This window comes from Nitratireductor lacus (assembly GCF_056431025.1).
Genome location: NZ_JBWKMB010000001.1, coordinates 140,961 through 161,424, shown reverse-complemented (window position 1 = coordinate 161,424; position 20,464 = coordinate 140,961). Strand labels below are relative to the sequence as shown.

The 20,464-nt window shown below is 60.7% G+C and carries 17 protein-coding genes and 4 tRNA genes; 15 read left to right on the top strand and 6 right to left on the bottom strand.

The genetic code is table 11. The annotated features are described in order from the left end of the window. The first annotated feature begins 127 nt into the window (after positions 1-127). Positions 128-3,382, top strand: a complete 3,255-nt coding sequence (locus tag AC07E3_RS00845; protein ID WP_478360008.1) for a YhdP family protein — start codon at positions 128-130, stop codon at positions 3,380-3,382. A gap of 59 nt (positions 3,383-3,441) precedes the next feature. On the opposite strand, the gene tyrS is transcribed toward AC07E3_RS00845, so the two are convergent. Beyond that, a complete protein-coding gene (gene tyrS / locus AC07E3_RS00840; protein ID WP_336071597.1) occupies positions 3,442-4,695 on the bottom strand; it encodes a tyrosine--tRNA ligase in 1,254 nt (417 codons plus the stop codon). A 62-nt stretch (positions 4,696-4,757) separates the two neighbouring features. Continuing rightward, on the bottom strand, positions 4,758-5,432 hold the full coding sequence (locus AC07E3_RS00835; RefSeq protein ID WP_223004011.1) for an alpha/beta hydrolase: 675 nt from the start codon (positions 5,430-5,432) through the stop codon (positions 4,758-4,760). Positions 5,433-5,693: 261 nt separating this feature from the next. Between AC07E3_RS00835 and AC07E3_RS00830 the strand changes: the two genes are divergently transcribed. From AC07E3_RS00830 to AC07E3_RS00795, 8 genes are all read left to right on the top strand, one after another. Further along, positions 5,694-6,869 carry a cysteine desulfurase family protein gene (locus tag AC07E3_RS00830; protein WP_478360131.1) on the top strand — a complete coding sequence of 392 codons (1,176 nt, stop codon included), beginning with the start codon at positions 5,694-5,696 and terminating at the stop codon, positions 6,867-6,869. A gap of 183 nt (positions 6,870-7,052) precedes the next feature. Further along, positions 7,053-8,576: a Fe-S cluster assembly protein SufB gene (sufB, locus tag AC07E3_RS00825; protein ID WP_336071595.1), complete on the top strand. Its 1,524-nt coding sequence runs from the start codon at positions 7,053-7,055 to the stop codon at positions 8,574-8,576. Positions 8,577-8,603: 27 nt separating this feature from the next. Next, positions 8,604-9,359, top strand: coding sequence for a Fe-S cluster assembly ATPase SufC (sufC, locus tag AC07E3_RS00820; protein ID WP_336071594.1), 756 nt, complete (start codon positions 8,604-8,606; stop codon positions 9,357-9,359). Between the two features lie 9 nt (positions 9,360-9,368). Further along, positions 9,369-10,640: a Fe-S cluster assembly protein SufD gene (gene sufD, locus AC07E3_RS00815; RefSeq protein ID WP_336071593.1), complete on the top strand. Its 1,272-nt coding sequence runs from the start codon at positions 9,369-9,371 to the stop codon at positions 10,638-10,640. 57 nt (positions 10,641-10,697) lie between these two features. Beyond that, positions 10,698-11,939: a cysteine desulfurase gene (locus AC07E3_RS00810; protein WP_478360007.1), complete on the top strand. Its 1,242-nt coding sequence runs from the start codon at positions 10,698-10,700 to the stop codon at positions 11,937-11,939. A 5-nt stretch (positions 11,940-11,944) separates the two neighbouring features. Further along, entirely contained in the window at positions 11,945-12,343 is a 399-nt protein-coding gene (locus AC07E3_RS00805; protein ID WP_418793215.1) for an SUF system Fe-S cluster assembly protein, read from the top strand. An 89-nt stretch (positions 12,344-12,432) separates the two neighbouring features. Then, positions 12,433-12,813 (top strand): Fe-S cluster assembly scaffold SufA, encoded by a 381-nt coding sequence (gene sufA / locus AC07E3_RS00800; protein ID WP_336071590.1) that lies wholly within the window; start codon positions 12,433-12,435, stop codon positions 12,811-12,813. A gap of 10 nt (positions 12,814-12,823) precedes the next feature. After that, positions 12,824-13,150 (top strand): TfoX/Sxy family protein, encoded by a 327-nt coding sequence (locus tag AC07E3_RS00795; RefSeq protein ID WP_336071643.1) that lies wholly within the window; start codon positions 12,824-12,826, stop codon positions 13,148-13,150. A 73-nt stretch (positions 13,151-13,223) separates the two neighbouring features. Here the strand turns inward: AC07E3_RS00795 and AC07E3_RS00790 are convergent, their stop codons facing one another. Then, positions 13,224-14,636, bottom strand: a complete 1,413-nt coding sequence (locus tag AC07E3_RS00790; RefSeq protein WP_478360006.1) for a DEAD/DEAH box helicase — start codon at positions 14,634-14,636, stop codon at positions 13,224-13,226. Between the two features lie 164 nt (positions 14,637-14,800). After that, positions 14,801-15,574, bottom strand: a complete 774-nt coding sequence (locus tag AC07E3_RS00785; RefSeq protein ID WP_336071587.1) for an NAD kinase — start codon at positions 15,572-15,574, stop codon at positions 14,801-14,803. Positions 15,575-15,735: 161 nt separating this feature from the next. On the opposite strand from AC07E3_RS00785, the gene AC07E3_RS00780 reads away from it, so the two are divergent. After that, positions 15,736-15,811: transfer RNA gene (locus AC07E3_RS00780), tRNA-Thr, on the top strand. A gap of 57 nt (positions 15,812-15,868) precedes the next feature. Here the strand turns inward: AC07E3_RS00780 and AC07E3_RS00775 are convergent. Both AC07E3_RS00775 and AC07E3_RS00770 read right to left on the bottom strand, forming a co-directional pair. Then, positions 15,869-16,180: a nuclear transport factor 2 family protein gene (locus tag AC07E3_RS00775; RefSeq protein WP_478360130.1), complete on the bottom strand. Its 312-nt coding sequence runs from the start codon at positions 16,178-16,180 to the stop codon at positions 15,869-15,871. Positions 16,181-16,479: 299 nt separating this feature from the next. Then, complete coding sequence (locus AC07E3_RS00770; RefSeq protein WP_478360005.1) at positions 16,480-17,334, bottom strand: TrmH family RNA methyltransferase; 855 nt, start codon at positions 17,332-17,334, stop codon at positions 16,480-16,482. 184 nt (positions 17,335-17,518) lie between these two features. Between AC07E3_RS00770 and AC07E3_RS00765 the strand changes: the two genes are divergently transcribed. The 5 genes from AC07E3_RS00765 (at position 17,519) to AC07E3_RS00745 (ending at position 20,319) form a co-directional block, all read left to right on the top strand. Beyond that, positions 17,519-17,603: transfer RNA gene (locus tag AC07E3_RS00765), tRNA-Tyr, on the top strand. A 30-nt stretch (positions 17,604-17,633) separates the two neighbouring features. Further along, positions 17,634-17,707, top strand: a tRNA-Gly gene (locus tag AC07E3_RS00760). 153 nt (positions 17,708-17,860) lie between these two features. Then, a complete protein-coding gene (locus AC07E3_RS00755; RefSeq protein ID WP_336071584.1) occupies positions 17,861-18,325 on the top strand; it encodes a DUF2867 domain-containing protein in 465 nt (154 codons plus the stop codon). Positions 18,326-18,521: 196 nt separating this feature from the next. Beyond that, complete coding sequence (gene tuf / locus AC07E3_RS00750) at positions 18,522-19,697, top strand: elongation factor Tu (protein ID WP_336071567.1); 1,176 nt, start codon at positions 18,522-18,524, stop codon at positions 19,695-19,697. Positions 19,698-20,243: 546 nt separating this feature from the next. Continuing rightward, positions 20,244-20,319: transfer RNA gene (locus AC07E3_RS00745), tRNA-Trp, on the top strand. The last annotated feature ends 145 nt before the right edge of the window (positions 20,320-20,464 follow it).

Here is a 20,464-nt window from a genome sequence, read left to right as displayed (position 1 = left end):
GGGAACGGTTTTGGATCAGGAAGGTGCTCCTCACAGGAAGGTCAGGTTCAAGCGCGGCGAGATAGCGGCTCTGGAAACGTATCCGTCTACCCATGACAGGGCTCGGCGGGTTTTGAGACGCTCGGTCATGTGGCTATGGCTAAGGCGGTGCGTTGGCGGTCTTTTCGTCACGATCGCGCTTCTCGTTTCCCTTGGCGTGGCCATTCAATTCCTCGGGACCGGCTCCTTCGGCCAGGATCGATTGCGTTCGGCTGCTCAAAAAGCCCTGACAGCGCTGGCGGGATACGAAGTCGAGGCGACCATGGGGAGCCTTCGGATCGTTCTGAGTGATCGCAGTCTGATCGCGCTCGAAATTCGCGATGTTAATCTCACAAAGGCTGAAACCGGTGAGACGCTGATCGACGCGGACACGCTGCATTTCGGTTTCAGGCTCCTGCCCCTGCTCAGGGGGCAGGTGCAGGTGGGCAGCGCGGAAATTACCGGCGCTCGTGTGCAACTGGCCAGTCTCTCCTCGCGTCCCGAGGAAGTGGCCGCGGTCGCCCGCTGGAAAAAAACTGTCGATCCGCGCGTGATCGAGAAAGACGTTTTCGACGGGCTCCGGCGCGTCTACGCGCTGACCGAGCGTACGGGAACGCGTTATCTTCGCCTGCGTGACGTGGTTGTCGTTGTGGACGAAACCACCCAGCGCAGCCTCGCCATTGACGCCAATGCTTCGATGGCACCTTCCGGCAAACTGGACTTCAAGAGCAGTGTCACTTTCGATGACCGCAACATTGAGCTGTCTGGAACCGCTTTGCGGCCCGCGCGTGAGGGGCCGATCAAATCGCTCGATGTCGAGATCGCGGCGCCAAAGCCATCGCTTCTGGAAGCCGCGCGCACGGTTTCGGGGCAGACGCGCCGCACGGCTGGTCTTCTCGAAGCGGTGCGCATTTCACTCAGCGGCGGGGAGACCGAAAGCGGCAAGGGAAGGCTGCAATTTGAACTGGCTCTGGAGGAGGCGCCCTTCGATCTTGGCGAAGACGGTGTATTGACGGCGACAGGGCGCATTCGCGCCGCGGTTGAAAACGATACGGGGATGGTTGTCATCAACCAGGCAAGCCTGATCGTCGGTCGCTCGGCCTTCGATTTCACCGGCCGGATTGTTCCGGTAGAAAACCCGGATGCCGGGAGCGCGGTCTATCGTTTCGATCTTGCCAGCGGCAGATCGACGATTGCGCCGATCGATTCACCTGAAGCCGCCGTGCCATTCGTTGCCGGGGTTTCGGGCCGCATCGATACGGGAAGCGGTCGGATCATCGGTGACACGATCCGCATAGCCACAACGTCGGGGGTGATCACCGCAAGCGCTGCCGTGACCATTGTGGCGGGCAAGACGCCGGGTCTTTCGCTCGCCGTTTACACCAAGGGCATGCCGACGCATGAGGTGAAGCAGTTCTGGCCATGGTTTGCCGCTTCCGGCGCGCGGGAATGGGTGCTGGAAAACCTGTTCGGCGGGCGGGTTGTTGAAGGCAATCTGCGCCTGCGCGTTCCACCGGGGCGTTTCGGCAATGGCAAGCCGCTGGACAATGAAGAAGTCAGCGGAGCCTTCGAGGTCGCAGATGCACGGTTCGACATCGCCGGCCGGATCCCGCCGGTGCGTGATGCCGTCGGCCGTATCGCCTTTCAGGGCGCAGATATCGACATCGGTATCGAAGCAGGGACGGTGTTCATGCCGAGCGGGCGCAGGGTTGCGGCGAGCAACGGATCGCTCAGGGTTCGCAATGCACATATCAAGCCACGCATCGGCAAGCTGGAGATCGATGTCGCCGGAAAGGCACCGGCGATCATCGAGCTCGCATCTTATGAACCGATCGACGTTTCCGACAGGATCGATCTTGCGCCTCAGGATGTGACAGGAGATGTCACAGGGCATGTGAAGGCGGATATTCCTCTGAGCGACGGTATACCGCGCGAAGATCTCGGCTGGCAGGCGACGCTTGAATACAGGAATCTCTCGATCTCAAAACCTTTTGACGGGCAGACGGTCGCCGATGCCAGCGGTGTCCTGATGGTCGAGCCGGGAAGGGCGGATATATCCGCCTCGGCAACCCTCAACGGCATTCCGGCACGGCTGGAGCTCGTGGAGCCTTTCGGTGAGACCGGAGTGGAGCGGTCGCGCAGGATTCAGCTGACGCTGGACGACAGGCTGCGAAACAAAGTGGTTCCGGGCCTCGACGAGATTCTCTCTGGCCCGATGACGGTCGACTATTCCGAGCTTGGCAACGGCCGCAAGGCTCTGACGGTCAAGCTCGACAAGACGCGTCTGACGCTGCCATGGATCAACTGGAGCAAGGGCGCGGGCATTCCGGCGACGGCATCCTTCGTTCTTGATGAAAAGCCGTCCTCGATGACACTGACGGATTTCAGGCTGTCCGGAGAAACGTTTTCGGCTGAAGGAGGTATCACCATTGCCGGTGGGAATCTCTCCAGCGCACGTTTTGAAAGAGCGCGACTTAACCGCGGTGACGACTTCTCGGTTTCGATCGATCGTTCGGACAGGAATTACAGGGTGACCGTTCGCGGTGCCGCGCTGGATGGCCGGTCTTTGATCAAGCACTATCTCGGGGCGGAACAGAGGGGCGCGGGAGGTGGCGCATCCGAAGCAGAAAGCGCGAGCGTGACCCTGGATGCGAAACTTGCGCGTGTGTCCGGCTTCGGCGGGGCGGTGTTGCGGGACGTTTCCCTGAAGTATGCATCGTCGCAGCGTGGACCGGGCCGTCTCGATCTGACTGCCAAAACGGCATCGGGCGGCGCCGTGACGCTGGCGCGGGACGCCAGCGGCATCGTGGCCAATTCCTCCGATGCCGGCGCGGTCATGCGGTTTGTCGATTTCTACGCGAATATGGAAGGGGGGCAGATGGCCCTCTCGCTGAGCGAGGGAAATGGTGGGGTGCTGAGCGGTCGTGTCTCGGCCGAGAACTTCTTCATCGTCGACGAGCCCCGTCTTCGTTCGCTGGTGTCGGCAACCGAGAACAATGGCGAGGTGGATGCCAACAGGATCAGTTTCGAACGTGGCTATGCGACGGTGCTGAAAGGCCCGGGCCGTCTCGAACTGAAGGATGGCGTGCTGCGTGGGCCGCTGATCGGCACAACATTTCAGGGAACCCTGTTCGACGCAGACAACAACATCGCGATCACAGGCACTTTCATGCCGCTTTACGGCCTGAACCGGATCTTTGGCGAGATTCCCGTGTTCGGCGGTCTCCTTGGGAATGGACGCGATCGCGGTTTGATCGGCATCACCTACCGGCTTTACGGCAAGCTGGCTGAGCCACAGATGGAAGTGAATCCCATCTCGGCCATCGCTCCCGGCATTTTCCGGCAGATTTTCGAGTTTCGATAAAAGAAAGCGTGCGCCATTCGAGCGCACGCCATTTGCGAGAGCGCCGTGCTTCGTGCGCCTCAGACCGGACGCAGAAGCACGTGCTTCTTCTTGCCGAGCGAGAGTTTTACCACGCCTTCCTCGGTGAGGTTGTCGAGGGTCACGGCCTGCCGGTCATCGCTGACAGGCTGGTCGTTGAGGCGCACTGCGCCACCCTTCACATGCCGGCGCGCCTCGCCATTGGAGGCGGCAAGGCCTGCGGTTACGAAAAGCGCCAGAACGCCGACGCCTTCCTCGAGCGCCGAGCGCTCCACTTCGATGGTCGGCAGGGTCTGCGCCAGAGCGCCTTCCTCAAAAGTCTTGCGCGCCGTCTCTGCAGCCTCTTCTGCGGCCTCGCGGCCATGGAGCATCGCCGTCACCTCGGTGGCGAGGACCTTCTTGGCCTCGTTAAGCTCGGCTCCGTGCAACGCCGCAAGGCGGGCGATCTCATCGAGTGGCATCGTCGTGTAGAGCTTGAGGAAACGCTCGACGTCGGCATCTTCGGTGTTGCGCCAGTACTGCCAGAAATCGTAGGCGCCGAGCATATCCGGGTTGAGCCAGACAGCGCCGTCGGCGCTCTTGCCCATCTTCGCGCCCGACGACGTGGTCAGAAGCGGCGAGGTAAGGGCGTAGAGCTGCGGCGTGCCCATGCGGTGGCCGAGATCGATGCCGTTGACGATGTTGCCCCACTGGTCCGAGCCGCCCATCTGCAGGCGGCAGCCGAGCCGCCTGTTCAGCTCGACGTAATCGTAGGCCTGGAGGATCATGTAGTTGAATTCCAGGAACGACAGAGACTGCTCGCGGTCGAGGCGCAGCTTCACCGAATCGAACGACAGCATGCGGTTGACCGAGAAGTGGCGACCCACATCGCGCAGGAATTCCAGATAATTGATGTCCAGAAGCCAGTCGGCATTGTTGACCATCAGCGCGTCCTGCGGGCCGTCACCGAAGGTCAGGTAGTTGGCGAACACCTTCTTGATGCCTGCAATGTTGTCGGCAATCGTTTCCGGCGTCATCAGCTTGCGCGCCTCATCCTTGAACGAGGGGTCGCCGACCATGCCGGTGCCGCCGCCCATCAGGGCGACCGGGCGGTGGCCGGTCTGCTGCATCCAGTGCAGCATCATGATCTGGATCAGACCGCCGGCATGCAGGCTCGGTGCGGTCGGATCAAAGCCGATATAGGCCGTAACCGTCTCGTTCCGGAACAGTTCATCGAGACCCGCGTCGTCGGAAGTCTGGTGGATGAACCCGCGTTCGCTGAGCGTGCGCAGGAAGTCGGATTTGAAGGCGGTCATGGTCTTTCAGGCTCTTTGGATTCTGGCGGAAGCGAGGCAGTATGACGCATCCGCGCGACGGTCTATTTCAGGCGTTTCGGGCGGGGTTCGGAAAGCTCGCCACGCAGACGGCGGTCCAGATAGTCCGAACACTCTCCGATCAGTTCGTCGACGTGATCGGTATAGAAGTGGTTCACGCCGGGCATGGTTTTCTGGGTGATCGTAATGCCCTTCTGTGACTGCAGCTTGTCAACCAGGCCCTGAACGTCGGCGGGCGGTGCAACCTTGTCGGCATCGCCATGAATAATCAGGCCGGATGACGGGCAGGGGGCCAGGAAGGAGAAGTCGTAAAGATTCGGCTGTGGCGAGATGGACATGAACCCCTCGATCTCGGGGCGGCGCATCAGGAGCTGCATGCCGATCCAGGCACCGAAGGAATAGCCGGCGATCCAGCAATTCTTCGAATCGGGATGCAGCGACTGCACCCAGTCGAGCGCTGCAGCCGCATCCGACAGTTCGCCGGTGCCATGATCGAAGGCGCCCTGGCTTCGGCCGATGCCACGGAAGTTGAAGCGCAGCGTGGTGAAGCCCCGGCTCTGGAACATGTAGAAGAGATCGTAGACGATCTTGTTGTTCATCGTGCCGCCGAAATGCGGATGTGGGTGGAGGATGAGCGCGATTGGAGCGTTCTTTTCCTTCGACGGCTGATACCGTCCTTCCAGACGTCCGGCAGGCCCGGCAAAAATGACCTCAGGCATGAGTACTCCACATTGGGCATCGCAGCATATCGGGTTACACAGGGAACGATGTTCCTTAACCCTTGACGCGACGCCGACGCCTCCATAGAAGCTAGTTTAGAATTGTTCAAAAATGATGATGCGCAAGCGATCATCATGTCGGCAAGCCGGGTAAATAGGACGGCTCGCCCTGAAAATTCAAGGAAATTACGTCACTGCGGCCAAGTTTGGCCCGGAAGGCGTGAAGCAGACAGCGGATTCGCGGAGAAAAGCGGAAGGTCTATGTCGGCAACCCGGGCATATCTCGACTTCAATGCCAGTGCGCCGCTTCTCGAGCGGGCACGGGTGGCGATGCTGGACGCGCTGTCGATGCCGGCGAATCCCTCATCGGTTCATACCGAAGGGCGGGGAGCCAGGCGCGTGCTGGAAGACGCACGCACGCACGTTGCCCGACTGGCTGGCGCGCGTCCCGAGCACGTGATCTTTACGTCCGGCGCAACGGAAGCTGCTGCAATGCTGCTCACGCCGCGCTGGAAAATGGGGCGGGCACCGCTCGGATTTTCTGCGCTTTATGTGAGTGCTTCTGATCATCCCTGTATTCTGAAGGGTGGCCGGTTTTCACAAAGTGACATCAAGACGATACCGGTGCGACCTGACGGTTTGATTGATCTTGCGGAACTGGAAACCCTGCTTGCTGCGCATGATCGCAATGCCGGTCTGCCGCTGGTTGCCGTGCACGCGGTGAACAATGAAACCGGCATTGTTCAGCCGGTAGAGGAAATTGGGCGTATGGCCAAGGCCCACGGTGCCACCACCGTGTTTGATGCCGTGCAGGCTGCAGGCCGTATTCCTGTAGATGTTTCATTGGGTTACACTGACTACATCATTCTTTCCTCGCACAAGATCGGCGGGCCCAAGGGGGCTGGCGCCGTGGTTGGAAGTGCCGACCTGATGATGCCGGAGCCGCTGATTCATGGCGGCGGCCAGGAAAAAGGGCATCGCGGGGGCACTGAAAATCTCGCTGCCATCGCCGGTTTTGGCGCTGCCGCTGCCGAGGCGTTTGAAGGGTTGGGCCGCACGGCGGCGCTTTCCACCATGCGGGACCGATTCGAGGCCGCTATTCTGAGGTATGTGCCGGATGCCGTCATCCACGGCCGCGACGTGACACGGGTTGCGAATACGAGCTTCTTTTCCATTCCCGGCATGAAGGCCGAGACTGCCCAGATCGCGTTCGACCTCGGCGGCGTTGCGCTGTCGGCGGGCTCGGCCTGTTCCTCCGGCCGGGTCGGTCCCAGCCATGTGCTGCAGGCCATGGGGCAGGGCGACGAAGCAAGCGCATTGCGGGTTTCCATCGGACACTCGACGAGTGAACAGGATTTGGCGCTGTTCGACGCGGCGCTGGCCGGTATTGCGAAGCGGCGAAAGAATGCCACCGGGACGGGGATGCAGGCCGCCTAGCGTGGTCGAAAGGGAAAAGTCGATGGTGAAGAGAATAAAAATGGAGAAAAAGACACATATTTAATATGTGACCGGATGAAACGTCCGCTCCGAAGCACTACATCAGGTTTGCCACAAGGCAATCAGGGTGTGCACAATTTGAAGACGGCCGGGCCTTGACCCCGGCATGGATGGAGAACGCATATGCCTGCCGTGCAGGAGACGATTGATCAGGTCCGCATGATCGATGTGGACCAGTACAAATATGGTTTCGAAACCCTCATTGAAAGCGATCTGGCTCCCAAGGGCCTGAACGAAGACATCATCCGCTTCATCTCGGCCAAGAAGGAAGAGCCGGAGTGGATGACGGAATGGCGGCTGAACGCCTACAAGCGCTGGCAGGCCATGGAAGAGCCGAGCTGGGCGCGCGTCAGCTATCCCAAGATCGACTTTCAGGATCTGCACTACTACGCAGCGCCGAAGAACCAGACCGGCCCGAAGTCGCTGGACGAAGTCGATCCGGAATTGCTCAAGACTTACGAAAAGCTCGGTATCCCGTTGAGGGAGCAGGAAATTCTCGCCGGCGTGCGCAAGCAGGGCGAGCCGAGTGAGCTGAACGAGGACCCGAGCGACAATGTCTACAGCTCCGGCCGCGTTGCGGTTGATGCGGTGTTCGATTCCATTTCGGTCGTGACCACGTTCAAGAAGGAACTCGCCAAGGCCGGCGTGATCTTCTGCTCGATCTCCGAGGCGATCCGCGAGCACCCCGAGCTGATCCAGAAATATCTGGGTTCCGTCGTGCCGGTGTCGGACAATTTCTATGCTGCGCTGAACTCGGCCGTCTTTACTGATGGCTCCTTCGTCTATGTGCCGAAGGGCGTGCGCTGCCCGATGGAATTATCGACCTATTTCCGCATCAACGAGCGAAACACCGGCCAGTTCGAGCGCACGCTGATCATCGCGGAAGAGGGCGCCTATGTGTCCTATCTGGAAGGCTGCACCGCGCCGCAGCGCGACGAAAACCAGCTGCACGCCGCCGTGGTCGAGCTGATCGCGCTGGACGATGCGGAGATCAAGTACTCCACGGTCCAGAACTGGTACCCGGGTGATTCCGAGGGCAAGGGCGGCATCTACAATTTCGTCACCAAGCGCGGCGATTGCCGGGGCAACAACTCCAAGATTTCCTGGACCCAGGTCGAGACCGGTTCGGCGATCACCTGGAAGTACCCGTCCTGCATCCTGCGTGGCGACAACAGCCGCGGCGAGTTCTACTCGATTGCCGTTTCCAACGGTCATCAGCAGATCGATTCCGGCACCAAGATGTTGCATCTGGGCAAGAACACGTCGAGCCGCATCATCTCCAAGGGCATCTCCGCCGGCAAATCGCAGAACACCTATCGTGGAAAGGTTTCGGCGCACCGCAAGGCAGCCAACGCCCGTAATTTCACCCAGTGCGACAGCCTGCTGATCGGAAATGACTGCGGCGCACACACGGTGCCCTATATCGAAGCGAAGAACGCCACTGCGCAGTTCGAGCACGAGGCGACCACGTCGAAGATTTCCGAGGACCAGCTGTTTTACGTCATGCAGCGCGGCATTCCCGAGGAAGAGGCCATCGCGCTCATCGTCAACGGCTTCGTCAAGGACGTCATCCAGGAACTGCCGATGGAGTTCGCCGTGGAGGCGCAGAAGCTCATCGGTATTTCGCTTGAAGGTTCAGTCGGTTGAGGCCGGCGCATTTGTTTGGAAAAAATCATGCTTGAAATCAAAAATCTGCACGCCCGCATCGCCGAGGATGGCACGGAGATCATTCGTGGCCTCAACCTGACCGTAAAAGCCGGCGAAGTGGCCGCGATCATGGGGCCGAACGGCTCCGGCAAGTCCACGCTGTCCTACATTCTCGCAGGTCGTGACGACTATGAGGTGACCGAGGGCGAGATCCTCTACAATGGCGAGTCCATTCTGGAGATGGATCCGGCCGAGCGCGCCGCCGCCGGCATTTTCCTCGCCTTCCAGTACCCGCTGGAGATTCCGGGCGTTGCCACGATGGAGTTCCTCAAGACCGCCATCAACGCGCAGCGCAAGGCGCGCGGTGAGGAAGAGCTGAAGATCCCCGAGATGCTGAAGCGCGTTCGCGCTGCCGCCGACGAGCTCGACATGAGCATGGACATGCTCAAGCGTCCGCTCAATGTCGGCTTCTCTGGCGGTGAGAAGAAGCGGGCCGAAATCCTGCAGATGAAGCTTCTGGAGCCAAAACTCTGCATTCTGGACGAGACCGATTCCGGCCTCGACATCGATGCGCTGAAGATTGTTGCCGATGGCGTAAATGCCTTGCGTTCGCCCGATCGCGCCGTGCTGGTGATCACCCACTACCAGCGTCTTCTCGACTACATCGTTCCCGACACGGTTCACGTTCTCTACCGCGGCCAGGTCATCAAGTCTGGCGACAAGGATCTGGCGCTTGAGCTGGAGAAGAACGGTTACGCCGGCGTCATCGACGCAGCCGCTTGAGGTAACGAGATGAACCTTCATGCTCAAAACACGCTGACGGAGGCCGAAACGGCGCTGGTCAACGGCTATTCCAGCCGTTTCTCCGACCTGCCGGGCGATGCCGAGGTCACCGTCCGCCGCGATGAGGCGCTCGAGCTCCTCAAGCAGGGCCTGCCCACGCGCCGCGTCGAAGCCTGGCACTACACCGATCTGCGCCGGCTTCTCTCCGTCGTTCCGGATTTCAAGCCGGTCGCCAATGCCGAGGCGGTTTCACCGCTGATCGAAAACGCGCTCGTTCTGCCGGTGCTGAACGGCTCTGCGCATGGCCGCGATGCGGGCCCCGAGGGCCTGACCATTGCCACGCTGGCCGACAAGCTGCAGGACGGCGCGCTGCCTGCCGAATGGCTGACGGCTTCCGACCGGTTCGACGCCGTCGGCGCGATCAACGCAGCCTTCGTTTCGGATGGCTACTGGCTCGACATCGCCGAAGGCGCAGAGCTCAGCCGTCCGGTCGAGCTTCAGAACATTCATGCGGGCGGTCAGGTGCATGGCCGTTTCGTGGTCGATGCGGCAGCCGGCTCAAAGGCGACCATCATCGAGCGCCAGACCGGCGCCGGCGATGCGCTTGCATCTTCCGTCACGCATCTGGACGTTGGCGATGGCGCGAATGTGCTGTGGATCCTGCTTCAGGAGCAGCCGGACGATGCGGCTTATCTTGGCCAGTTTACGGCTTCGCTTGGCAAGGATTCGAGCCTCACGCTCTTCATCATGAACAGCGGCGGCAAGCTGGTTCGCCAGGAAGTGAAGGTTGTCGCGCGGGGCGAGGGCTCCGAGTTCAAGCTTCGCGGCGTGAACCTGCTTGGCGGCGAGACCCATTGCGACGTGACCATGGTGCTCGATCACCTGGCACCCGACACGGTCTCCACTGAGACGTTCCGCAATGTCGTGACGGGCAAGGCCAATGGCGTGTTTCAAGGGCAGATCCGCGTTGCGAAGGACGCTCAGAAAACCGACGCCAAGATGGCCTGCAACACGCTGTTGCTGACCGATGAAGGCGGGTTCTCTTCCAAGCCGGAACTCGAGATCTTCGCCGACGATGTGGCCTGCGGCCACGGCGCGACGGTGACCGATATCGAATACGAGCACCTCTTCTACATGATGGCGCGCGGCATCGACGAGAAGACTGCACGTGGTCTGCTGGTCAAGGCCTTCGTGGCCGAGGTTATCGAGGAGCTCGAGGATGAAACCGTGATCGAGGCGCTGGAGGCCAGACTGGTCGACTGGTTTGCCACGCACGGCTAATCCTAAACCACTCACGCCCGCCTTTCTGAGCGAAGGGCGGGCACGCGGGGTTTCGAAATGGACCATAAGGTCGACACTATGCGCTATGACGTTGAAGCCGTTCGCCGGGATTTCCCCATCCTTGCGCGCGAGGTTTACGGCAAGCCGCTCGTTTATCTCGACAATGGCGCATCGGCGCAGAAACCGCAGGCGGTCATCGATGCGATCACGCACGCCTACAGCAATGAATATGCCAATGTTCATCGCGGCCTGCATTTTCTCTCGAACGCCGCCACGGATGCCTATGAAAAGGCGCGTGAAACGGTCCGGCGCTTCCTGAATGCGGAAAGCACCGACGAGATCATTTTCACCAAGTCGGCCACCGAGGCGATCAACACCGTCGCCTATGGCCATGCGATGCCCAATATCGGCGAGGGCGACGAGATCGTTCTGTCGATCATGGAGCATCACTCCAACATCGTGCCCTGGCATTTCCTGCGCGAGCGCCATGGCGCAAAACTCGCCTGGATCCCGGTCGATGAGGAAGGCGTGCTCACGGTTGAGGCGTTTGAACAGACGCTGACCGACCGCACGCGGCTCGTCGCCATCACGCATATGTCGAATGTGCTTGGCACCATTACGCCGCTGAAGGAAATCATCCGCATCGCCCATGAGCGCGGGATTCCGGTTCTGGTCGATGGCAGCCAGGGCGCTGTCCACCTGCCGGTCGACGTGCAGGCGCTCGATTGCGATTTCTATGTCTGCACCGGGCACAAGCTCTACGGTCCTTCGGGCATTGGCGTGCTCTATGGCAAGAAAGAGCGCCTTGCCGCCATGCGGCCCTTCCAGGGCGGCGGCGAGATGATCGAGGACGTGACGCTCGACAATGTCACCTACAACGATCCGCCGCACCGTTTCGAAGCCGGTACGCCGCCCATCGTGCAGGCGATCGGGCTTGGCGCGGCGCTGGACTATATGGAAGGCGTTGGCCGCGAGGCGATTGCTGCTTACGAGGCCGATCTGGTGCGCTATGCGCATGAGCAGCTTGGCCGCATCAATTCGCTGCGGATTTTTGGCAATGCGCCGGACAAAGGCGCCATCGTGTCCTTCGAGCTTCAGGGCATCCATGCCCATGATGTGTCGATGGTGATCGACCGGGCAGGTGTCGCCGTCAGAGCCGGGACGCATTGCGCCCAGCCGCTCTTGAAACATTTCGGAGTCACCTCCACATGCCGTGCATCGTTCGGCATGTATAATACACGCGAGGAGGTCGACGCCCTCGCTGAAGCGCTTGAGAAAGCGCGGCGTTTTTTCGGGTGAACAAGATGACTGATACACCGCAGGATACGGACCAGACTGTCGAGGCCACAGCCCCTCGGGAGATGGAAGCCAAGACGTCTTCCATTCCGCAGGAAGAGCTTGCACGCCTGACAGACGACATCGTTAGCGCGCTGAAGACGGTCTACGATCCGGAAATCCCGGCTGACATTTATGAACTCGGTCTGATCTACAAGGTCGATATCGAGGATGACCGGTCGGTCAAGATCGACATGACCCTGACGGCGCCCGGTTGCCCTGTGGCGGGCGAGATGCCCGGCTGGGTGCAGAACGCCGTAAGCAGTGTCGAGGGCGTGGGCGATGTCGAGGTGACGATGGTGTTCGATCCGCCGTGGACGCCGGACAGGATGTCGGAAGAGGCGCAGTTCGCTGTCGGGTGGTATTGAATGCTGCTCTTGCAACGCGGCCGAATCCTGCCCATCTTTCGCACATGACCATTCCGCGAGCCTTGTACTCGCTGTGAACGGAGATTTTTATGAGCCGATTTCAAGTGATGACGATGACCGACGCTGCGGCAAACCGCGTGCGTGAAATCGTGTCCGCCCGAGACGGCGCCAGGGGCGTGCGGGTCGGCATCAAGAAGGGCGGCTGCGCCGGCATGGAGTATACGGTCGATCTGGTGACGGAACCTGATCCAAAGGACGACCATGTGGAATATGGGGGGGCGCATGTCTATGTGGCGCCAGAAGCAGCGCTTTTCCTGCTCGGCACCGAACTCGATTTCGAGGTGACGAAGCTGCGCACTGGCTTTACCTTTAAGAATCCCAACCAGACTTCCGCCTGCGGCTGCGGTGAATCCATCGAGCTGAAGCCTGCGGACCTCAAAGCGCTTGCCGAAGCGCGCGGCACTGCCTGACGGGCGGGCGGTGGACGACGACGCCATACGCGATCTTTTCGCAGGACTCGGTCCCGTTACCATTCGGCGCATGTTCGGCGGCAAGGGAATTTACCATCAGGGAGTTGTTTTCGCCCTGCTGGTCGGCGGAGATATATTGCTGAAGGCCGATGCGCAGACCGCGCCGGCTTTCAAAGCGGCCGGTGCACGGCAATGGGTTCCGGCGGGCCACAGGGGGCGGGGGCCGGTTGCCATGCCCTACTGGAGCATACCTGACCACGCGATCGACGACCCTGAAGAAGTGACGCTTTGGGCGCGCCGTGCGTTCGAGGCAGGGCTGCGAAGCAGGAAGAAATAATCATTCGTGAAAAAAAAGCCACTGCGGGAAGGCTCCAGCAGCGGCTTTATTCATTCGCTCATCCCGTGCGGCTTCAGGTCCTGACCGGGATCTTCATGAACGCAGGCACGTCTTCGCCGAAGCCGACAGTGGTGTCTTCCTCGCGCTGATGGCGTCGCTGCTCTTTGCGGGGTTCTGGGCGGAGTTCTGGTTTGTCCTGCTTTGCCTTGCGCTCGGCATTCTCGGACTTGATTTCGTCCTTGCGCGACTTTCTGCCGGAAGGCTTTCTGTCGTCGCCTGCCGCGTCCTTCTTGCTGTCGCGTTTTGCTCCGCGTCCGCGCTTGTGTTCGTCGGTTCCTTCTTCCACTTGGAGCGTCGAGAGATCGCCGTCCAGCCATTCGACATCCTGGCCGATGAGCTTCTCGATCGAGTCCATGTATTTGCGATCCGCCTTGGTAATCAGCGTGAACGCTGCACCCTTGCGGCCCGCGCGGCCGGTACGGCCGATACGATGCACATAATCGTCGGCATGTGTGGGAATGTCGAAATTGAAAACGTGGCTCACATCGGGGATGTCGAGCCCGCGTGCTGCGACGTCGGATGCGACGAGCAGCTTCAGATTCCCTTTGCGGAAATTTTCCAGCATTGCCATCCGCGCGCGCTGATCCATGTCTCCATGGAGCGCGCCGGCGTCATATTCGTGACGGACCAGTGAACGGAACAGCGTCGCCACTTCGCTCTTGCGATTGCAGAAGATGATCGCATTTTTCAGCGTGTCACCCTGAGAATCGATCAGCGACCGCAGGCGCTCGCGCTTTTCCCAGGGCTTGGCACCGCTTTTGACAAAGCGCTGCGTGATGTTGGTTGCGGTGGTTGCCGGTCGCGAGACCTCCACGCGGACCGGCGCCTGTAGAAACTGCTCGGTGAGCTTGGTGATCTCAGGCGGCATGGTGGCCGAGAAGAAGAGGGTCTGCCGCGTGAAGGGAATGAGCTTGCAGATGCGCTCGATGTCAGGGATGAAACCCATGTCGAGCATGCGGTCGGCCTCGTCGATCACGAGGATTTCCACACCGGTCAGAAGAAGTTTTCCCCGCTCAAAATGATCGAGCAGACGCCCTGGCGTCGCGATCAGCACATCGGCGCCGCGCTCCAGCTTCTTTTCCTGCTCGTCGAACGAAACGCCGCCGATCAGAAGCGCGATGTTGAGCCGATGGTTCTTGCCATATTTGACAAAATTCTCCTCGACCTGCGCAGCGAGCTCCCGTGTCGGCTCCAGGATGAGCGTCCGGGGCATGCGCGCCCTGGCGCGTCCGCGCTCCAGTCGCGTGAGCATGGGTAGGACGAAGGACGCTGTCTTTCCAGTCCCCGTCTGGGCAATGCCCAGCACATCCTTGCCGGCCAGGGCGTGCGGGATGGCGCCTGCCTGGATCGGTGTGGGTTGCGTGTAGCCCGCATCGGCCACGGCGGAGAGGACCTTCTGGGACAGGCCCAGATCGGAAAATGTCAACGCTTCCTGAGCGGTGTCTTGTTCTTCTGCTGGCACGTTTCGGCTGTCTTTGTGTTTGCGGCGTGGTGCCGCCCTGTGAGGCCTTGGAACCCCGAATCCCTCGAGGGCGTACGGCCTGTCGCGTGTGATGTCAACAGATCACTTGCCGTAAAGTCAGCTATTGTTCAGTAACGGAACTGCTCGGAGAGGATGCGTTCGTTCCAGGAATGGCTCTCGTCGAACAGAACGGTCACGGTTTCCTGGTGCGATTCGCGGACCGTCACCGACACGACTGACTTGATCTCGGTGTGGTCGGCAACCGCGTTAACCGGTCGTTTTTCAGGTTCGAGGATATCGAAACGCACCGTCGCCTGGTTGGAGAGCAGGGCGCCGCGCCATCGGCGCGGACGAAACGGGCTGACGGGGGTAAGCGCAAGCAGGGGCGCATCCAGCGGGAGAATGGGGCCGTGAGCGGACAGGTTATAGGCCGTGGAGCCGGCAGGCGTTGCCACCATGACGCCGTCACAGATCAGTTCTTCCAGGCGTACCTTGTCGTCGATGGCAATGCGGATCTTCGCTGCCTGGTATGACTGACGCAGAAGCGAGACCTCGTTGACGGCGAGTGCCCGGACCCTGTTGCCATCGGCATCGATGGCCTCCATCTGCAGCGGGCGCACGGTTTCGGGAATTGCAGCGGCGACGCGCTCGCGCAGGCCGCGCTCCCGGTATTCATTCATCAGAAAACCGATTGAGCCGCGATTCATGCCGTAGATGCGCTTTCCCGCGCTCATCGTTTCGCGGAGCGTGTGCAGCATGAAACCGTCACCGCCAAGCGCCACGATGACGTCAGCATCCTCGGGCCGTTCCTGGCCATAGAGCGCCGACAACCGCTTTGCCGCTTCCTGGGCATCCTCGGTGTCGGCGGAAACGAAGGCGAGGGCCATTGTTTGTTGGGTCATGGCGGTCGGACAGGCCTTGAATTCGCGGCGGGCAGCTATCGGTTAGCATGTGGGCGTTTGCCTGCAAAGGCAAACGAAGTCGCATTCATATGGGGATCGGACATGATCGATGCCAGTTTTGATTTCACTCTTGCGCGGTTTGTGCTAACGGAGCGCCGGATGCCCTTGTAGCTCAGTTGGTAGAGCACCTGATTTGTAATCAGGGGGTCGGCGGTTCGAGTCCGTCCGGGGGCACCATTTTTCACAGACAGTTATCAAACTCTCAGGCCCGATTCCCATCGCGTGGCCGGTGCTTCAAAGGCCGTCGCAGCTTTCCGCGATCTGGGTCTGATTGCTTTCCCGGATGCTCTCTCCCTCGATCAGAAAGCGTTCGCTCGTGAGAACGGAATTGCCCGGGAAGTCGTAGCACACGGTCACAACCGTTTCGGCACCCAGCTCTTCTTCCACGCGATAGCGGATGTCGGTGCCACTGCCTGTCGCCTCCTCCCAGGCGTCGAGCGAACCGAGAAATTCTTCTTTCGTCTGCTCAATGCCTATGTCGTTCAGGACGATCCGCGCATCGTCGGCAAGGAGATCCGCAAGTGCCTCGCGGTCGGTGGTGCGCAGGGCGTCGAACCATTGGGCCAGAACAGGATCGTCATCGGCGAGCGATGGTGAAACGGTCAGGGCCCATGGCGGCCAGAAGCAGTCGCATCCGGTGCAGCGTCATCGGAAAACCCGGTCCAGTGCTGTTGCGTTCGGTTCGGCTGCGGCCAGCCTAGAGCATCGGACCGAAAAGTGGAATCCGGTTTTCGGATTATTCCGATGCTCCATTTATAGTTTAGATCGTCCTTTGTGCGTCCATACGGACGCACGGCGATCTGGCCGTTTTGGCGCGGTTCTGGAAACCCGTGAACGGGTCGGAGCTATTCCGTGTCCGAAATGGTCTTCAGGTGCCGGCAGGCCGCATAGAGGGAGACCGCTGCGGCATTCGAGACGTTGAGCGAACGGATTGCGCCGGGCACATCGAGCCGCGCCAGTGCGGATACGGTTTCGCGGGTTTTCTGCCGCAGACCTTTGCCCTCGGCCCCCAGGACCAGAGCGATCCGGTCAGCCTCGAATGTACTTTCAAGGCGCTTCGGTCCATCTGAATCGAGGCCGATCGTCTGGAAGCCTGCCTGCGCAAGTTCCTCGAGCGCCTCGGCGAGGTTACGCACGGTCAGATGATCGATGTGCTCGAGCGCGCCGGAAGCTGCCTTGGCGAGAACACCGGATTCGGCCGGGCTGTGGCGCGCGGTCGTGACCAGCGCGTTGACTCCGAAAGCAACGGCGGAGCGCATGATGGCGCCGACATTGTGCGGATCGGTAACCTGGTCGAGAACGAGGACGAGGGCGGCCCCGTCGAGATCACGCAGTGGCGCGGGCTTGAGCGGCTCCGCCTCAAGCAGCGCGCCCTGATGTACCGCATCGGGGCCAAGGAGACGGTCGATCTCGCGTGGTTCGACGGTTTCCACCGGGAAGGGCAGGGCCGCAACGTCCGTTAGTTCAAGGCGCGCGGCCGCGTTTCGGGTAATGCAAAGACGCTTGATTCGCCGTTTCGGATTGTCGAGCGCAGCCCGCACCGTGTGCAGCCCGTAAAGGCGCACGATGCCATCCCCCGCGTCGGGCCCGGCAGGGAGGGCATGCTTGCCCGGTTTCTGCTGGGCGCGGTCCCTGTGAGCGCGTCTGAGGCGCGCGTAGTGGCTGTCTTTCGGGGTTCGGGAGGTGTGATCGTCGCTCATGGCGCCTCTATAGTCCTGTGGCGGCATTCTGGAAACCGGATTCGCAGGACGCAAGTTTTTCGGCGAAGATTTGCGACAGGCGGTTGACACCGGAGAGCCGCCTCGTCATAAGGCGCATCGCGGAATGGAGCAGGGCAATCTGCCTTTCGAAATTCCGCCACGTCGCTGAAGCTCCGACGGAAACGGAGGGGTGTCCGAGTGGTTAAAGGAGACGGACTGTAAATCCGTTCGCTATGCGTACGCTGGTTCGAATCCAGCCCCCTCCACCACCGTCGATCCGAGCCAGCGAGACGAACCCGGCGGGTATAGCTCAATGGTAGAGCAGCAGCCTTCCAAGCTGAATATGCGGGTTCGATTCCCGCTACCCGCTCCAGGTTTTAATCTTCGGCGTTTCCTCCCCCCGGCGTCCTATCTCTGTGTTTGTTTGTCGCATTCGATCGCTTTCGGCTGGCTGGTGCGTTGCGCGTGCTGCATGATGCTCTTCCCGGTTTGTCCATACGGACGAACAAGCGATGGAGCTATTGTCATGCTGATGTCCGAGGTGGGGCTTGCTGAGGCACCGGCCGTTTTGCCGGGTGCGCGTTTCTCCGACACTTTTGACGCAGTTTCGCGTGAGCGGATCGATGCCGGCGTCGCAATGGAGCGCGGGTTCAAGACGGTCCCGGGATGGGTCGACAGCCTGATGCGCCTGCGCGATCGGCTGGTCGCGCCATTCGGATTGAAAACGAGGGACGAGACGGCGCGCGCGGACAAGGCGGTGCCGTTTCCCATACTCGAGCACACGCCGGAGCGGATCGTCATGGGGACCGATGACAGGCACCTGGATTTCCGCGTGATTCTTGGTGCGAACCCGGTGGAGCGCGGCGGTACGCGTGTCTCCTGCACCACGCTGGTCCGACCGCGCAATCTGCTCGGGTGGCTCTATCTCTTGGCGGTTCTACCGTTTCACAAGCTGATCGTGGCTGCCACCATGCGCCGCATCGTGGCCTGAACCCGGTTTCTGGAACCGGGCGGGGGTGGTCTGCTTCATCACGGGCCCCATAAAGGCGGCTGAAACACCCGATTGCAGAGGCGAATCGGCCTGTCGGGCCGGCCAGGCGGTAAAGGGGCTTGTAATTTATCGACTTTGTCGGTAATCGCCCCGCATCTAAAACCCAAACGCATCCACGGCGCCAAAGGAAGTTGCAATGGCCAAAGGTAAATTTGAGCGTACGAAGCCGCATGTGAACATCGGCACGATTGGTCACGTTGACCACGGCAAGACGTCTTTGACGGCTGCGATCACGAAGTATTTCGGTGAATTCCGCGCTTATGACCAGATCGATGGCGCGCCGGAAGAGAAGGCCCGCGGCATCACCATTTCGACGGCGCATGTGGAGTATGAGACGGACGCACGTCACTACGCCCACGTCGACTGCCCCGGCCACGCCGACTATGTGAAGAACATGATCACCGGCGCGGCGCAGATGGATGGCGCGATCCTGGTTGTTTCGGCAGCCGACGGCCCGATGCCGCAGACGCGCGAGCACATTCTGCTTGCCCGCCAGGTTGGCGTTCCGGCAATCGTGGTGTTTTTGAACAAGGTCGACCAGGTCGACGACGAAGAGCTTCTCGAGCTGGTCGAGCTCGAGGTTCGCGAGCTTCTGTCGTCCTACGACTTCCCGGGCGACGACATTCCGATCGTCAAGGGTTCGGCACTTGCCGCTCTCGAAGATTCCAACAAGGAGATCGGCGAGGACGCGATCCGCAAGCTGATGGCCGAGGTCGATGCCTACATCCCGACGCCGGAGCGTCCGGTTGACCAGCCGTTCCTGATGCCGATCGAGGACGTGTTCTCGATTTCGGGCCGCGGCACGGTTGTGACGGGTCGCGTCGAGCGCGGCATCATCAAGGTCGGCGAGGAAGTCGAGATTGTCGGCATCAAGGACACGACGAAGACGACGGTTACCGGCGTTGAGATGTTCCGCAAGCTGCTCGACCAGGGCCAGGCCGGCGACAATATCGGCGCGCTGATCCGCGGTGTCGACCGTGAAGGTGTCGAGCGCGGCCAGGTTCTTTGCAAGCCGGGCTCGGTTACGCCGCACACGAAGTTCAAGGCAGAAGCCTACATCCTGACGAAGGAAGAGGGCGGCCGTCATACGCCGTTCTTCACGAACTACCGTCCGCAGTTCTACTTCCGCACGACGGACGTGACGGGCGTGGTTTCGCTGCCGGAAGGCACGGAGATGGTGATGCCTGGCGACAATGTGACGGTCGACGTCGAGCTGATCGTGCCGATCGCCATGGAAGAGAAGCTGCGCTTCGCTATCCGTGAAGGCGGCCGCACCGTCGGTGCCGGCATCGTCGCATCGATCACTGAGTGATCGAAGCAGCGTTGCTGAAAGCTACCGACGAAGGAAGTACCAAAACGGCCGCAGGCGCGTTTTGGTTCGGTGCCGGCATCGCCGCATGGATCACGGAGTGATCAGGCAGGAGCCGTTGTCTCATATGACGACGGCGACACCTATGATTTTCAGGCGGGGCGCTGGATACAGCGCCCCGTTTTTTATGCCTGAAGGGTGAGGGAAAATGGCGAGAGTGCTTCTTGGCCTGTTGATCGTTTTCGTGTTTGCGGGCCTGCCGCAGGTATCGGCGGCGCGAAACTGTCCCGAACGCCCGCCGTGCAAAGGGTGCGGCTGTAAGGGCGGTCCCGGATATCGCGCGCCGGATGGGAAGTGCGTCAGTTTCAAAAACCTCCATCGCAAGTGCGGCTTGCCGCCTGAAAAACGCTGTATCTTCGAAAACGCCCCAGGCACGGGAGCGAACAAAAGCTGCGCGTTGAAAAGTCCGCGAAAAAAGTGAGGTTTTCGGCGAATGAAGGCAAACTACTTCTTGAACTGAAAATGCGTTTGGGCAATAAGGGCGCCGATAGGGGTATAGCTCAGTTGGTAGAGCGGCGGTCTCCAAAACCGCAGGTCGGGGGTTCGAGCCCCTCTGCCCCTGCCAGGACATCGCATTGAAGAACCGGACCGGATTGCCTTTTGGGCGGCTTGCAGCCACAATCTCCAGTGGGGGCTTGCAAGAATCGGACTTCGGTTCTATGTAGGTCAAACAGACACGCGGTGCGTGGAGCCGGGAAAGCGGCTTTACG

Excerpts from the sequence above, each read along its gene's own strand:
- AC07E3_RS00845 (WP_478360008.1), top strand. The coding sequence starts at position 128 with ATGTGGCTATGGCTAAGGCGGTGCGTTGGCGGTCTTTTCGTCACGATC.
- tyrS (WP_336071597.1), bottom strand. The coding sequence starts at position 4,695 with ATGACCGCCTTCAAATCCGACTTCCTGCGCACGCTCAGCGAACGCGGG.
- AC07E3_RS00835 (WP_223004011.1), bottom strand. The coding sequence starts at position 5,432 with ATGCCTGAGGTCATTTTTGCCGGGCCTGCCGGACGTCTGGAAGGACGG.
- AC07E3_RS00830 (WP_478360131.1), top strand. The coding sequence starts at position 5,694 with ATGTCGGCAACCCGGGCATATCTCGACTTCAATGCCAGTGCGCCGCTT.
- sufB (WP_336071595.1), top strand. The coding sequence starts at position 7,053 with ATGCCTGCCGTGCAGGAGACGATTGATCAGGTCCGCATGATCGATGTG.
- sufC (WP_336071594.1), top strand. The coding sequence starts at position 8,604 with ATGCTTGAAATCAAAAATCTGCACGCCCGCATCGCCGAGGATGGCACG.
- sufD (WP_336071593.1), top strand. The coding sequence starts at position 9,369 with ATGAACCTTCATGCTCAAAACACGCTGACGGAGGCCGAAACGGCGCTG.
- AC07E3_RS00810 (WP_478360007.1), top strand. The coding sequence starts at position 10,698 with ATGGACCATAAGGTCGACACTATGCGCTATGACGTTGAAGCCGTTCGC.
- AC07E3_RS00805 (WP_418793215.1), top strand. The coding sequence starts at position 11,945 with ATGACTGATACACCGCAGGATACGGACCAGACTGTCGAGGCCACAGCC.
- sufA (WP_336071590.1), top strand. The coding sequence starts at position 12,433 with ATGAGCCGATTTCAAGTGATGACGATGACCGACGCTGCGGCAAACCGC.
- AC07E3_RS00785 (WP_336071587.1), bottom strand. The coding sequence starts at position 15,574 with ATGACCCAACAAACAATGGCCCTCGCCTTCGTTTCCGCCGACACCGAG.
- AC07E3_RS00770 (WP_478360005.1), bottom strand. The coding sequence starts at position 17,334 with ATGAGCGACGATCACACCTCCCGAACCCCGAAAGACAGCCACTACGCG.
- AC07E3_RS00755 (WP_336071584.1), top strand. The coding sequence starts at position 17,861 with ATGCTGATGTCCGAGGTGGGGCTTGCTGAGGCACCGGCCGTTTTGCCG.
- tuf (WP_336071567.1), top strand. The coding sequence starts at position 18,522 with ATGGCCAAAGGTAAATTTGAGCGTACGAAGCCGCATGTGAACATCGGC.